We start from the raw sequence: 13,658 nt of genomic DNA on the forward strand, positions 1-13,658 counted from the left end.
TTCTCACGACGCCCACTCCGTCAGCCGGTCGGGTTTCTCAGCTCACCACGCACGCCGGCCTCCTCCTCGATGTGAACGGGTCCGAAGGGTAGCCAACGCCCTTGATAGTAAATTACCTTTCTTACTACCAAGGGTGGTCGCGGGAAAGGAAACACGCGATGGGCCGAGGATGGAAGACGTTCCCCGTTGTGGCAGTCCTGCTGGCGGCCGCCTGCGGCACCGGCTCCGGCGGCGCGCCGGGCGCTACCACATCCGCCGACTCCCAGCAGGAAGGGGCGACGATCGCCCTGTTCCTGCCGGAGTCCAAGACCACGAGATACGAGGCCTTCGACCGGCCGCTGTTCGAGGCGAAGGTGAAGGCTCTCTGCGCCACCTGCCAGGTGCTCTACAACAACGCCGACCAGGACGCCGGCAAACAGCAGCAGCAGGTCGAGGCCGCTCTCACCCAGGGCGCCGACGTGCTCGTGCTCGACGCGGTCGACGCCGCCGCGGTGGCGCCGCTGGTCAACCAGGCCAGGCAGAAGAAGATCCCGGTCATCGCGTACGACCGGCTGATCTCCGGCATCGGCTACGACTACTACGTCTCGTTCAACAACGTACGGGTCGGCGAGATGCAGGGTCAGGCGCTGCTCGACGCGCTCACCGCCAAGGGCACCGCCGGCAAGGGCCAGATCGTGATGATCAACGGCGCACCGACGGACCCCAGCTCGGCCGACTACAAGAAGGGCGCGCACAACATCCTCGACGGCCAGGTCAGGATCGGCAAGGAGTTCGACACCCCTGACTGGAGCCCCGACAAGGCCCAGCAGCAGATGGAGCAGGCGATCACCGCGCTCGGCCGCGACTCCGTCGTGGGCGTGCTGTCGGCCAACGACGGCATGGCCGGCGGCGCCATCGCGGCGATGAAGCGCGCCGGATACACCGAACTCCCGCCGATCACCGGCCAGGACGCCGAGCTCGCCGCGGTCCAGCGCATCCTCACCGGCGAGCAGTACATGACCATCTATCTCGACATCAGAGCCGAGGCCGAGAAGTCCGCCGAGCTCGCCGTCGCGCTCACCAAGGGCCAGGCACCCGCCGCCCCCGCCAAGGTGAACAACGGCACCGCCGACATCCCCGCCTTCCTCCTCGACCCCATCCCGGTCACCAAGGACAAGATCAAGGACACGATCGTCAAGGACGAGTTCTACAAGGCCGCGGACATCTGCACGGCCGAGGTCAAGGACGCGTGCGCGAAGGCGGGCATCCAGTAGATGTTCTCCGTCACCGGCATCTCCAAGACCTACGGCGCGGTCCAGGCCCTCGACGGTGTGCGCCTGGACCTGCGCGAGGGCGAGGTCGTGGCCCTCGTCGGCGACAACGGCGCCGGCAAGTCCACGCTCGTCAAGGTCCTGGCCGGGGTCGTCACCCCCGACGCCGGAACGATCTCCGTGGCGGGCCGTCCCGTCAGGATCGCCACTCCCCGGGACGCCCAGTCCCTCGGCATCTCCACCGTCTACCAGGATCTCGCCCTCTGCGAGAACCTCGACGTGGTCGCCAACCTGTATCTCGGCGCCGAACTCCGCCGCTGGTCGGTGCTCGGCCACCTCGCCATGGAACGCGCCGCCCGCGACCTGCTGACCTCCCTCGACGTACGGATCCGCGACATCAGGGTGCCCGTCGCGATGCTCTCTGGCGGCCAGCGCCAGTCCGTGGCCATCGCCCGCGCCCTGATCGGCGCTCCCCGCCTGGTCATCCTCGACGAGCCCACCGCCGCGCTCGGCGTGGAGCAGACGGCCCAGGTCCTCGACCTGATCGCCCGCCTGCGCGACCGGGGCCTGGCCGTGCTGGTCATCTCCCACAACCTCGCCGACGTACGGGCGATGAGCAACCGGGTGGTCGTGCTGCGGCTCGGGCGCAACGCCGGCGAGTTCCCCACGGCCGAAGCCTCCCAGGAGACCATTGTGGCCGCGATCACTGGAGCGAGCGCAGATGGGCGCTGACATGTTGACGCGCACGCCGTACACGCCGAAGGAGGCGGTGAGACGGCTGCGGCGCGGAGACCTCGGAGCCTGGCCGGTCGCCGGTGGGCTCGTCGTCATCGCGGCCGTCTTCGGCACGCTGAACGAGCACTTCCTGTCCGCCGAGAACCTCACCAACCTCGCCCTGCAGATGGCGGCCACCGGCACGATCTCGCTCGGCATCATCATGGTGCTGCTCCTCGGCGAGATCGACCTCTCGGCGGGCTCCGTCAGCGGCCTGTGCGCGGTGGTGATGACGATCCTGTACGTCAAGCAGTCCTGGAACCCCGTGGCCGCCATCGCGGTCGCGCTCGCCGCCGCCGGAGCCATCGGCCTGCTGCACGGGCTGATGCACACCCGGCTGCACATGCCGTCGTTCGTCGTGACGCTGGCCGGCCTGATCGGCTGGCAGGGGCTGCTCCTCTACCTGCTCGGCCAGGGCGGCACGATCAACCTGCCGTTCGACGGGTTCGTCTCGAAGCTGAGCGACACCTGGCTGCCGGCCTGGCTCGCCTGGGCGCTGGTGGCGGCGCTGGCCGGCGGCTGGGCGGCGACCGCGCTGATCGGCAGGCGGGCGCGCCGGGCGGCGGACCTGCCGGTGCCGCCGGTGTACCTGACCGCGCTGCGGATCGGCGGGGCGGCAGTGGTGCTCGCGGGGGCCGTGACGATCCTGTCCGCCGACCGGGGCGTGCCGCTGCTGCTCGTCATCTTCGGCACGCTGGTGATCGTGCTCGACCTGGTGCTCAGGCACACCGTGTTCGGCCGGTGGATGTACGCGGTGGGCGGCAACACCGACGCCGCCCGCCGCGCCGGGATCAACGTGTTCAGGATCCGGGTGCTCGCGTTCGTGCTGGCCTCCGTGCTCGCCGGATTCGGCGGCATCCTCGCGGCCAGCCGCCTGTCCGCGGTGAACCAGGCCTCCGGCGGCAGCGACGTCCTGCTCATGGCCGTCGCCGCCGCGGTGATCGGCGGGACGTCGTTGTTCGGGGGCCGCGGCCGGCCGTACGCCGCGCTGCTCGGCATCCTGGTGATCCAGTCGATCACCAACGGGATGCTGCTGCTCAACGTGGACTCCTCCGTCAGGTTCATGGTGACCGCGGCGGTGCTGGCCCTGGCCGTGGCGATCGACTCGGTCGCCCGCAGGGGCAGCGTCAAGTGAGGCTGAACGGCCTACTTCGCAGGTCGGAGATCGACGCCCCTTTACGCGCCAAGGACATCCAGAACATTGTTCTGTACTGTGTTCCTATGACGGAGATCTTCGACGACCTCAAAGCCGAGTACGAGCAGCTCGACGCCGTCCTGGCCGAGCTCACCGCCGACCAGTGGGCCCACCCCTCGGCCGCCGCGGGCTGGACCGTCTCCGACGTCGTCCTGCACCTGACCCAGAGCGAGGAGCTGGTCGCCGCCTCGATCGCGGGCGATGAGCTGATCCGGCCGCCGGGCGACGTGGACGCCGTGGCGGACGCCCTCGTCGCCGCCCAGCGGGACATCGCCCCCGCCGCCCTCCTGGCCCGGTGGCGCGCGGCCGCCTTCGCCACCCCGGGCGCGCTGCGCGCCCGGCCCAAGGGGGCCCGCCTGTCCTGGGTGGCCACCTCACTCTCCCCGGCGACCCTGGCCACCACCCGCCTGGCCGAGCACTGGGCCCACGCCCACGACATCACCGACCCGCTCGGCATCGCCTACCCCGACACCGCCCGGCTCCGCCACATCGCCTGGCTCGGCCACCGCACCCTGCCGTACGCCTTCGAGGTCGAGGGCATCGAGGGCGGCCCCGTCCACTGCGAGCTCACCGCGCCCGACGGCGACCTCTGGCGGCTCGGCGACCCGGCCGCCGCCTCTGCCATCACCGGTGCCGCCGCCGACTTCTGCCGCGTCGGCGCCCGCCGCCTGTCCCCCGCCGACTCGGCGCTCAAGGCGACGGGCCCGTACGCCGCCCAGGCACTGACCGTCCTGCGCAACTACGCGCTCTGACGAGCCGGCTGCCAACGCCACGTGGGACGCTCGGCACCCGCCCGATCGGCCTCATCCCTGCCGGCTGGCCGGGGCAGCCAGGCGACTGGCGGCCTCGGCGAGGACTCGTGGATCGGGGCGCAGGCGTCGCAGGCCCACAGGCACAGCGCGAGCGGCTCCGCGAGCAGGCCGACCAGGCGGCCCGCGCCCGCGCCCGCGCCGACGCCGACGCCGAGACCTGGCTCCAGGCGGTCACCGAAGATCTGCGAGCGACGCGCAGCCAGCCAAGTGGCCGCCGTCCCCCCGAAGATCTGCCGTTGGGTCAGCGCCGAAACGATTTCTAGTTACTAGAGTACCTTAATAGGATACTTAAGGTTCCTATTTGGTGGGGATCAGCCGGAATGCCCGGTCGGCGAACGTCGTGGACCACGGAGCGGCACGCCGGCGATCGGCCAATGGCTCAGCCGAGGGAACGGCAACCGGGGGTTGAGTGGTGTCAGACGGTGGCGGTTACCTTCTTGGCGTGATCGCGGGGCTGCTCGTTCCTGCGCTCGTCGCCGGCGGGCTCTGGTTCGGAACCGGCCGTACGCGTGCGGATGCCCGCGCCCGTTTCGTGCGGGTGGCGTGGTTCGGGTTGGTCTGTTCGTGGCGGGATACGTCCTGGTCGCAGTCGCGTCCATGGCCTGGCTGACGAGTCCGGGCCCCATAACATGGCTGATGAGCCCCGGCCCGTCCATGGCCTGGCTGGTGGATCACGATGAGCTGCGCCGCGTGCCGTTCGGCACCTATGTCGTCCTTGGCTTGGCGGTGGTGGTGCTGGTCGGGCTGGTGGTCGCCCTGGACAGGCTCAGGCGGCTGGTGACGGGCGACGAGTCGCTGCCGCATCGGTGGCAGCGCCGGCCGCGACTGGCGCTGCGATCCGCGCGTCGGTGGGCCTGGGGGCGCGTCGCTCTTTTCGTGGCCCTGGCCGGCTTCGCGTGGTCAAAGGTCCCGTCGGCGCCCAGGGAAGGACTTCCCGGCTTCGTCGTGCCCGGGTTCGCCGTGGGGTTCACCATGGTGGTGGCCGGTCTGGTCGTGCTGGCGGTGCTGGTGTCGGCAATGCGGTGTGAATCGCCGGCCAGGCCTTGGTCGCCGTCCCAGTCCGGCGCGGGCAACTGTGCGGGGTGGGGGGCGATGATCGCGATCACCGAACTTCCCGTTTACGCGGTCACGGCCGAGCAGGCCGGTTCCGGAGTCGGTCAGCACGCCGCATGCGCTTGCTGGGCGTCACCTCCAACCCGACCGGCGGCCGCATGACCCTCGTTCGCACAAGCGACGGAGCGTCCGGCCTCGCTGGGGAGGCCGGACGCGTGAGTCTCGTCGCGGGGCTTACTTCGCCTTGGAGGTCAGTTCGGCGGCGATGTGGCCGGCCATGGCGGTGTAGCCGGCGTCGTTGGGGTGCAGGTGGTCGCCGCTGTCGTAGGCGGGATTGAGCACGTCGGCGTCGCCGGGGGCGGCCATGGCGCGGTCGAGGTCCACCACCGCGTCGTACTCGCCGGAGGTGCGGATCCACCGGTTGACGGCGTCGCTGACGGTGGCGGCGTGCGCGCCCCAATGGTCGGAGCCCTTGAAGGGCAGCAGCGTTGCCCCGACCACCTTGATCCCCTTGGCGTGCGCGAGTCCGATGAGCCGCCGGTAGCCGGCGATCAGTTCGTCGGCGGAGACCACGGGTGCGGGCGTGTAGGTGGGGGTGACGGACTCGCTGAAGCCGATGTCGTTGACACCTTGCAGGACGACCACCGTGCCGGTGCCCGGCTGGTCGAGTACGTCGCGGCGGAAGCGGGACGCCGACCGGTCGCCGTACCAGGCGGAGTCGTTCAGCACGAGGTTGCCGCCGATGCCGGCGTTCAGAACCGGCCGGGACGTGCCGCGGGCGGCGAGCTGCTCGGCCAGTTCGTCGGGGTAGCGGCCGTTGGCGTCGTTGGCCGAGCCGAAGCCGTCGGTGATGGAGTCGCCGAAGGTCACCACGGCGTCTCGTTCCGGATCCTTGCCGCCGGTGACGTCGATGCGGGACAGGTAGTACCAGGAGTGGGTCGCCTGGCTGAAAGCGGTGGCGGCGGTGTCGGCGCGGTGGTCGCCCTGGGCGCGGTAGCTGGTGGCGTAGGCCTGGGAGTGGAAGGTCGCCGGGCCGGTGGTGCCGGCGAAGTAGAGCGTCACGGCCACGGACTGGAACGGCTGGACGCGCAGCCGTACCGGATCGCTGGTCAGGGCGCCGTGCGCGGGGAGGTCGGCCGACGGGGCGCCGTCGAAGGCCAGGCGCCGCACCGGCTCCTGCCGCACCGATGCCCCCTGCCCGGCGTAGGCCACGGTGGCTCCGGTCAGGCGAACGGCCGAAGGGCCGTAGTCGTTCGACAGACGGATGCGCACGGAGGACCCGGCGGCGGTGAGCCGTACCACCTGGCGCACGCTCTGGCCGCTGAAGCCGTCCTCCGACCAGTTGGGCTCGAAACCGGTGCTGGCCCGTTGCGGCGCGGCCATCCATGCCGCCTGCCACTCCGCCTGCCGAACGACCTCAGCCTGGGCGGGGACGGCGGCGGCCGCGGGCGCCCCCGAAGCGATCATCAGTGCGGCCAGCGCGGTGCCGGTCCTGGTAGCAAAAAGGTTCATCACATCTCCCATTAATGGGAATTTAGTTCCGTTAGATGGGAATATAGCGGCATGCAGGCTTAATGGCAATGTAGTTCCGTTAAGGGCGGATGGCGGGCACGATGCGCCAGTCGCGCTGGAACACGAGGTTGTGCAGATCGGCGGCGGCGATGGCCCGCAGGACGGGAACGAGCTCCGCCGCGTGCTGCGCGTCAGTGACGTTGAGCGGCCACTCCCTGACAGTGGCGCCCCGCAGGTGCGGGTGGTGAAATCCAGCGCCGAAGTGGGCGGTCAGGGTGATCGGCGCGATGCCCGCCGCCCGCTGCGCCGGCCACGACAGCGACCAGGTGGCGAAGCTGCCACCCGCGGCGTCGGCGCGCAGGCCGGTGGCCTCGATGGTGCCGGCGCCCAGGAGGAGGTGCCGGTCGAACTCGGCCAGCACCTGCCGTGCGGGCGCGTCGAGGAGGCCGACGGCCTGCCCGAAGGCGCGCTCCTTGCCCTGGCGGGTGGCGTGCCCGGCATGGGTGCCGTCGCGCAGGTCGACGAAGTGGCGGACGAGAGCCTCAAGCGAGGCGGGGGGAACATTCACGGTTATCGCGAGTCCTTTCGCTGGTCGGATGGGGCGAGCCTGCGCAGAGCCTCGGCGAGGTGGAGCAGGGCTCCGCCCGCGGGGTTGCTCTCCAAGAGCGGCAGCACGGCCCTGGTCATCCGGACGGCGGCGTGCAGGTTGAGCTCGAAGGTGGCGTGCCACTGGTCGTCGCCGATGGCGGCGAAGGAATCGCGGGAGGTCAGGGCGGCGGCGTTGTCGACCAGGCCGTCCAGCCTGCCGTACCGGTCCATGACCTGGGCGACGGCCCGTGCCGGGGTGGCCGCGTCGGTGAGGTCCGCGCGGATGAGCAGCGTGCCGGGCGGCAATGCGGGGGTGCCGGAGTCGCCGCGCGCCAGGGCCGCGACGCGAGCTCCCTCGGCGGCCAGCACCTGGGCGGTGGCCAGGCCGATGCCGCTGGTCGCGCCGGTCACGAGGATCACCGTGCCGGTGAGCTGAAGATCCATGATGTGCTCCGTGAAGACAAGGCGGGGTCGGTCAGGATTGGGCGCGGTCGGCCAGGGGTGAGCGGGGCCGGTCAGGAGTGGGGGCCGGTCAGGTGTGGGCGCGGTCGCGCCGGGCGCGCAGGAAGAGCGCGGCGATGAGCACGCCGAGCAGGACCAGGGCTGCGTTGGCCGCGATGGCGACGGTGACTCCGTGCAGGACGGCGCCCGCGGTCACGACGCCGCCCGTAGTGGCGGTGACGATCGCGGACATGATCGGGGTGCCCATGGTGATGCCGACCTGCTGGGACATCGAGGCCAGTCCGGTGGCCAGGCCCTGCTGGTGGTCGGGCAGCCCGGTGGTGGCGGTGACCATGAAACCGACGATGACCAGCATGTTGCCGACGCCGCCGAGGAAGGTGGCGGGCAGCAGCAGCCCCATCGAGGCCGGGGTGCCGCCGAGGAGGAGCAGGACGGCGGTGCTGACCGTCTGCAGCAGCCCGCCGCCGACCAGCACGGTCACGACCGAGGTGCGGGCGATCGCCTTCGGGGCGAGCAGGCCGCCGATCACGGTGCCGAGCCCGAGCACGCCGAAGGACAGCCCGGCGGCGAGGGCGGAGAAGCCGAGGGTCTTCTGCAGATAGAGGGTGAGCAGGTACACCAGCGAGGTCTCGGTGACGAAGGCGAGCAGGCCGAGCAGATTCCCCCAGGCCACGGTCGGCTTCCGCAGCACGTGCAGGGGGACCAGGGGCTGGGCGGCCGTGCGTTCGACGCGGTGGAAGACGATGAGCAGGGCGGCGCCGGCCAGCAGCCCGATCAGGGCCAGGGGGTGGGTCCAGCCGTGCTCGCCCGCCTGCGTCAGGCCGTAGACGATGCCGAGCAGGCCGAGGGTCACGCTGAGCGCGCCGGGCAGGTCCAGCCGGGGCCGGGCGGCGGGGCGGGACTCGGCGATGACGGCGGGGGCGAGGAGAAGCACGGCGAGGGCGACGGGCACGTTGATGAAGAACGCCCAGCGCCAGGACAGCAGGTCGGTCAGGACGCCGCCGAGCACGGCGCCGGTGGTGAACCCGGCGGACATGAGAGCCCCGTTGAGGCCCAGCGCCTTCTGCCGCAGCGGCCCTTCGGGGAAGGACGTGGTGAGCAGCGCGAGCCCGGCGGGGGTGGCAGCGGCGGTCGCGAGGCCCTGGGCGACCCGGGCCGCGATGAGGATCTCGGGGGTGGGGGCGAGGCCGCCGGCGAGGGAGGCCGCGCCGAGGAGCGCGAGGCTGCCGAGGAAGATGCGCTTGCGGCCGATCAGGTCGCCGATGCGGCCGAAGAAGAGGGTGAACCCGGCCGCGCACAGGGCGAAGGCGGTGGCGATCCACTGCAGGCCGGCCAGGGGGAAGCCGAGGTCGTCCCCGATGGCGGGCAGGGCCACGTTGAGGATCGAGAAGTCGACGGCCAGCATGAACTGGGCGACCAGCAGCACCGCGAGGATGACACGCAGGCGGCCGGTCAAGTGTCGCGGCGCTTCGTGAGCGGACGCCGGCAGGGTTTCTGTGGTGGTCATGACGGGGCTTCCTCTCAGACGTGCCGGACGGCACGCCGCAGCAAACGGGTTCACAGTTCCGTTAAGATGAGAGAACGGTAGCACCAGATAGCGCGTTAAGGGAACCAGGGTCCCGATAAGTGCTCACGCAAGAAGGAGTTCGTCATGACCGCCGCCCCACCACCCGGTGCCATCCGTCCTGGCGGACGCACCGCCCGCGTCCGCGAGGCCGTCCTCCAGGCCGCCGGCGACACCCTGGCCGAGAAGGGCTTCCACGGGCTCGACCTCGGCGAGGTCGCCCGCCTCGCAGGGGTCGGGAAGACCACCGTCTACCGCCGCTGGGGCACGCCCGGCGCGCTCGCCGCCGACCTCCTCAAGGACATGGCGGAAACCTCGCTCCCCCGCGCCCGCACCGGCAGCGTGGCGGAGGACCTGCGCGACAACGCCCGGCTGGTCGTCAAAACCCTCACCGACCCCCGCCAAGGACGCCTGTTCAAGGCACTGATCGCCGCCTCGCTCTGCGATGAGGAGGCCGCGCGGGCGCTGCACTCCTTCTACGCCGTACGCATCGACGAATGGTCCGGCTGCGTCACCGACGCGATCGCACGCGGTGAGCTGCCTCCCGGCGCCGACCCGCACCGGGTGATCGCCGCCGTCTCCGCGCCCTTGTACTACGCCTTGCTCAACACCGGGGAAGCGCTCGACGAGGCCGCCGCGGACCGGGCCGCCGCGGCGGCACTGGCGGCGGCCCGAAACGGGGTCATCTGATGAGGCGGAGACGATGAGCACGGCTCAGTCGCCGGTCAACCGCGGGTGTCGGCCGGGACGTGCGGCGAGAGGTGCGGGGACAGGGCGCGCAGAAAGCCTGAGGCTTCGAAGATCGCGCCCGCGGAGGCGACGCCGGTGGTCATGGTCCGGCCAGATCGGCGTCAAGCTCGGCGGCACCCTCACCGGGACCCGCTCGGTGGACCTCACCCGCAGGTACGTCGCAGCCTTCCTCGACCTGCACCTGCGCGGAAAGCGGCAGCCACTGCTCGACAAGCCCTCCCTGCGCTACCCCGAGGTCGCATTCTGCTCGCCGCCGGCGACGACCTGCCGATAGCGGATCGCCCGCACGCAGTGCTCACCGGACCGGAGGTGTCGCGTCGGTCCGGTGGACCCAGCCGAGGAACACGCCCTCGGGGCTGTGCGTCGCCAGCGCCGCCGCGATCGAGCCGTGCAGGATGGCGTCATTGGGCAGCGTGAGGGAGTGCTCGTCCGGCTGATCGTAGAGGGACAGGTCGAGCCGCACCGACGGGTGCCTGCGGACGCCGTCCACGACCGCCGCTTCGCCCTGGTAGGAGAGGGCGACCGAGCGGAGCCTGGACCAGGGGTGCTCGTTGATGTGCCGCTCGGTGATGGTCAGTACGCCCATCGCCCCAGCCTGGAGATTTATCCGGATATATCCGGCGATGCCGATGATCACCACCAGCACCACACCGACCATGAAGGCGGTGTAGTCCAGAGCGTTCATCCCCCGGCCAGCGGGCAACATGGCGCCGATGACGCCGACCACGAGCAGCATGAACACGGTGACGACGATCATCAGGCAGCCGAACCTGCCCCTGTTCTGCCGGAGTGCGGCGGCCCGCAGGTCGAAGGCGGTTCCGTCGGGCGGCTGGCGGACCATCCCCACCGCGACGGTCGACTGGCTCCACCTCTTGACGTCCCCGCGGCTGAGCAGCACCCCGCCGGCGATCCCGCACAACGCGGCCGCGACCCCGATCAGCTGCGACGGGTACACCTCACCGTCAGTGATCCCGATGGCCACGGCACTGGCACCAATCATGATCGGGCAGATCGTGAACAGGGCCTTGCGCATCAGCCCGATCGCCATCGGCCCACCGAGCCAGATCCGGGCAAGCCAGAAATACCAGACCGCGCTCCAGAACACCCCCACGAAGATCTCGAAGGGGACGACGTCGTTCCGCCAGACGAGCACGAAGCCGGCGATGAGGCCGAGCCAGAGGACGGCGAGCAGGCCGACGGCCAGTTTGTGGGCAAAGGGGCGCTGCATGCGCGGCATCCTAGCCCTCCCGGCTTCACCGACATCAGCCGGCCGAACACCGGAGGCGAGCAGGCAGGGCGGGCGGGCGAGCGCAAGACGCGATCTTGCGAGACCGCAGCGCGGCGGAAGTGTTCGTGACGGTCAGATAGGCCAGGCGAAGAAGCACGGCCGATCATCATGCCGCACGCGCTTCCCTCCCCTGGCGGCCGGAACTCGCGCACACCACGCGAAACCCTCGCAGGGTTGTGACGTGAGCGAATGTGATCATCGGCAGGCGAAGTGCTCGCCGCCCTCCGCAACCTTGCCCTCGGCCTGTTCGACGACTGGTCGGTAACGTTGTGCGGTCTGGACTACGATTCTCGATCGGCTAGCGCGAACCGGCCTGATTTCGCCTAACCGGCGGACCGCAGAAGCATGGCCTCTAGCTCTGCGCCGACGTCAGCCGTGCAGGCGTACGCGTGGCTTCCGGACACCGGATCAACCATGTACAGGGTCGCACGCTTGCCGCATTTCGAGCACCAGGTGCCCTGCTCGCCGCCGAGTTCGGCCAGGCCGACCTTGATCTCCGGGATAACAAATGCCATGCCGGAAGCGTAGATCAGCCTGGCCAAGACACATCCGGGCTGACAGCGCGCCTTGCCGAATTCATGCCCCGTAGAGTCTTCGACGTGGGGCAACGACCCGAACTCTTCGCCGGGAGACGGCATCCAAGGAAGGGATACCGACGGCTGCTCGGAAGAACGGGGCGATGGGGATGCGCATGACGCGACCGGTAAACGGCGGCAGTGATGGCCGCGAGTGCTGCGCTGATGATCGTGAACCCGGCGGGTGCCGCCACCACCGGACCGGGCACCTTCGGCCCGTACGGCTACGGCGGTGTCAAGCTCGGGATGACCGTCAAGCAGGCCAAGGCCACCGGCAAGATCGTGCTCAAGCGGCGCGACAACTGCTCCCGCTGGGACTTCAAGGCCCACCGCGACAAGGGAGGGCTCTACATCTCCAAGAAACGCGGCGTCGCCGTCATCTTCGCGCCCACCGGGGCACGCACCCCCGGCGGCATCGGCGTCGGCTCCACCCTCCGCCAGGTCAAGCGGGCCTACCCGAGCGTCAAGAAGGCGGTGAGCGGTTATTACGTCACCGTGCCGGGCAACCGCAAGGCGTACTTCTACTTCGGCGTCAACCGGCGAGACAAGGTGGCGGAGCTCGGCCTCGGCCTCAACACTCAGGACTGCGTGAACTGAGTCCTGCCCGCCCCGGGCGCCATCCGCGGCACCGGCCGGGCGCATCGGGCACGGGGATGACCAGGTCGACGGGATCGGGACGAAGCCGTGGCCGGGCGGTCCGCCGATGCAGTGCAGTTCCATGACCGTAACCGTTCCGGCGCGACCGCCTTTCCTTGAAACGCCCACCCTTGAAACGCCCCGCCTCGAACACGCCAGCTGATCCGGAGCCCGCGCATCGCGATTCACGGCGTCGCACCTGCTCCGCTCTGCCCTACCCCGGAAACGATCACAGACCCCGGGCGAATCGCCGGGGCTGTCTCCACGGGTCCAACGGTCGGCCGAGCATGGGGCAGTTGTTCACTCGAGCCGGCGTGAGGCGGTTGCCGAGAGCTCCGGAGCGGTCGGGATGCCGGGCGACGTGTGCAGCGCCATCGCCTCCCAGACCGGGAGTTGAGGGGCGCCGACCGGACGGACCGGTTGGCGCCCCGGGTTCATGGGAGAGGTGTCCGCGTTCTCGTCGTATCAGGTCGCGGACGAGAGCAGGTGCAGGGCGAGAAAGATGATCACTGCGCTGGAGATCAGGGCGGTGGCCAGCCGCCCGCGGCTGCCCGTGATGAGCCGGCCGAGCAGCGCACCACTGCCGGCCAGGAGTAGTTGCCAGCTCGCCGAGGCCGCGAAGGCGGCTGCGACGAACACGGCCTGTTCGAGGACATGCACGGTTGCCGAGGTTTGCATGCCGAGCACCAACGCCGCGAAGTAGATCACGGTGAGGGGGTTCAGCATCGTCAGGCCCAGCAGCGACCAGAAGGCACCTGCCGGACTGATCGGCCTGTCATCGGTGGTGGTGGGGCTCCGGCGTTGGCGGAAATGCCTGATCGCCGTCGTCGTTCCCCGAAGGGCCAGGGCGATGAGGACCAGCGCCGCGCCCCAGCGCAGTGGGGCCACGACCGGTTGCACGAAAGGGGTGAGCGCGGCACCGCCGAGGGCGGCGATCAAGGCGTACAGACCGTCTGCGGCCGCCACCCCGAGGGCGGCGAAGGCTCCGGTCTTCAGGGACGTTCGAGCGGTGAGAGCCACCAGATATGTCGCGACCGCGCCCACCGGGATGGCGATGCCATAACCGGCCAGGAGCCCCGCGACCAGGGCGGCGATCATGCTCGGAAGAGCATCGGCCTCCAGAGGCGGCGGATCTGCTGTCGGCCCGGCACCGCCGGGGCGGCGGCGTGGGCGAGCGACAGGAAGAAGGGGGTTTTGAT

The 13,658-nt window shown here is 70.4% G+C and carries 15 protein-coding genes; 8 read left to right on the forward strand and 7 right to left on the reverse strand.

Annotation, left to right across the window (positions count from 1 at the left end; translation table 11 throughout):
• Positions 1–158: 158 nt before the first annotated feature.
• The 5 genes from ACFPZ3_RS60820 (at position 159) to ACFPZ3_RS60840 (ending at position 5,246) form a co-directional block, all read left to right on the forward strand.
• Entirely contained in the window at positions 159–1,253 is a 1,095-nt protein-coding gene (locus ACFPZ3_RS60820) for a sugar ABC transporter substrate-binding protein (RefSeq protein ID WP_379523576.1), read from the forward strand.
• A complete protein-coding gene (locus ACFPZ3_RS60825; RefSeq protein ID WP_379523577.1) occupies positions 1,254–1,982 on the forward strand; it encodes an ATP-binding cassette domain-containing protein in 729 nt (242 codons plus the stop codon). It abuts the gene before it with no gap.
• A 1-nt stretch (position 1,983) separates the two neighbouring features.
• Complete coding sequence (locus ACFPZ3_RS60830; protein ID WP_379523578.1) at positions 1,984–3,159, forward strand: sugar ABC transporter permease; 1,176 nt, start codon at positions 1,984–1,986, stop codon at positions 3,157–3,159.
• An 86-nt stretch (positions 3,160–3,245) separates the two neighbouring features.
• Positions 3,246–3,971: a maleylpyruvate isomerase family mycothiol-dependent enzyme gene (locus ACFPZ3_RS60835; protein ID WP_379523579.1), complete on the forward strand. Its 726-nt coding sequence runs from the start codon at positions 3,246–3,248 to the stop codon at positions 3,969–3,971.
• A 696-nt stretch (positions 3,972–4,667) separates the two neighbouring features.
• On the forward strand, positions 4,668–5,246 hold the full coding sequence (locus ACFPZ3_RS60840; protein ID WP_379523580.1) for a hypothetical protein: 579 nt from the start codon (positions 4,668–4,670) through the stop codon (positions 5,244–5,246).
• A 72-nt stretch (positions 5,247–5,318) separates the two neighbouring features.
• On the opposite strand, the gene ACFPZ3_RS60845 is transcribed toward ACFPZ3_RS60840, so the two are convergent.
• From ACFPZ3_RS60845 to ACFPZ3_RS60860, 4 genes are all read right to left on the reverse strand, one after another.
• On the reverse strand, positions 5,319–6,596 hold the full coding sequence (locus tag ACFPZ3_RS60845; protein WP_379523581.1) for an SGNH/GDSL hydrolase family protein: 1,278 nt from the start codon (positions 6,594–6,596) through the stop codon (positions 5,319–5,321).
• A gap of 79 nt (positions 6,597–6,675) precedes the next feature.
• A complete protein-coding gene (locus ACFPZ3_RS60850) occupies positions 6,676–7,164 on the reverse strand; it encodes a hypothetical protein (RefSeq protein ID WP_379523582.1) in 489 nt (162 codons plus the stop codon).
• A gap of 2 nt (positions 7,165–7,166) precedes the next feature.
• Positions 7,167–7,628 (reverse strand): SDR family NAD(P)-dependent oxidoreductase, encoded by a 462-nt coding sequence (locus ACFPZ3_RS60855; protein ID WP_379523583.1) that lies wholly within the window; start codon positions 7,626–7,628, stop codon positions 7,167–7,169.
• An 88-nt stretch (positions 7,629–7,716) separates the two neighbouring features.
• The gene (locus ACFPZ3_RS60860; RefSeq protein WP_379523584.1) at positions 7,717–9,153 is read right to left on the reverse strand and encodes an MFS transporter; all 1,437 of its coding nucleotides are present in this window, start codon (positions 9,151–9,153) and stop codon (positions 7,717–7,719) included.
• Between the two features lie 144 nt (positions 9,154–9,297).
• Between ACFPZ3_RS60860 and ACFPZ3_RS60865 the strand changes: the two genes are divergently transcribed.
• Positions 9,298–9,900, forward strand: a complete 603-nt coding sequence (locus ACFPZ3_RS60865) for a TetR/AcrR family transcriptional regulator (protein ID WP_379523585.1) — start codon at positions 9,298–9,300, stop codon at positions 9,898–9,900.
• A gap of 196 nt (positions 9,901–10,096) precedes the next feature.
• On the forward strand, positions 10,097–10,234 hold the full coding sequence (locus ACFPZ3_RS60870) for a hypothetical protein (protein WP_379523586.1): 138 nt from the start codon (positions 10,097–10,099) through the stop codon (positions 10,232–10,234).
• Between the two features lie 21 nt (positions 10,235–10,255).
• Here ACFPZ3_RS60870 and ACFPZ3_RS60875 read toward each other — a convergent pair whose 3' ends face one another.
• Together ACFPZ3_RS60875 and ACFPZ3_RS60880 are read right to left on the reverse strand one after the other, a co-directional pair.
• The gene (locus ACFPZ3_RS60875) at positions 10,256–11,188 is read right to left on the reverse strand and encodes a hypothetical protein (protein ID WP_379523587.1); all 933 of its coding nucleotides are present in this window, start codon (positions 11,186–11,188) and stop codon (positions 10,256–10,258) included.
• Positions 11,189–11,571: 383 nt separating this feature from the next.
• Complete coding sequence (locus ACFPZ3_RS60880) at positions 11,572–11,790, reverse strand: hypothetical protein (protein ID WP_379523588.1); 219 nt, start codon at positions 11,788–11,790, stop codon at positions 11,572–11,574.
• Positions 11,791–11,967: 177 nt separating this feature from the next.
• On the opposite strand from ACFPZ3_RS60880, the gene ACFPZ3_RS60885 reads away from it, so the two are divergent.
• Positions 11,968–12,420, forward strand: coding sequence for a hypothetical protein (locus ACFPZ3_RS60885; protein WP_379523589.1), 453 nt, complete (start codon positions 11,968–11,970; stop codon positions 12,418–12,420).
• 504 nt (positions 12,421–12,924) lie between these two features.
• On the opposite strand, the gene ACFPZ3_RS60890 is transcribed toward ACFPZ3_RS60885, so the two are convergent.
• On the reverse strand, positions 12,925–13,557 hold the full coding sequence (locus ACFPZ3_RS60890; protein WP_379523590.1) for a LysE family transporter: 633 nt from the start codon (positions 13,555–13,557) through the stop codon (positions 12,925–12,927).
• Positions 13,558–13,658: the final 101 nt, after the last annotated feature.

This window comes from Nonomuraea insulae, from assembly GCF_042656245.1.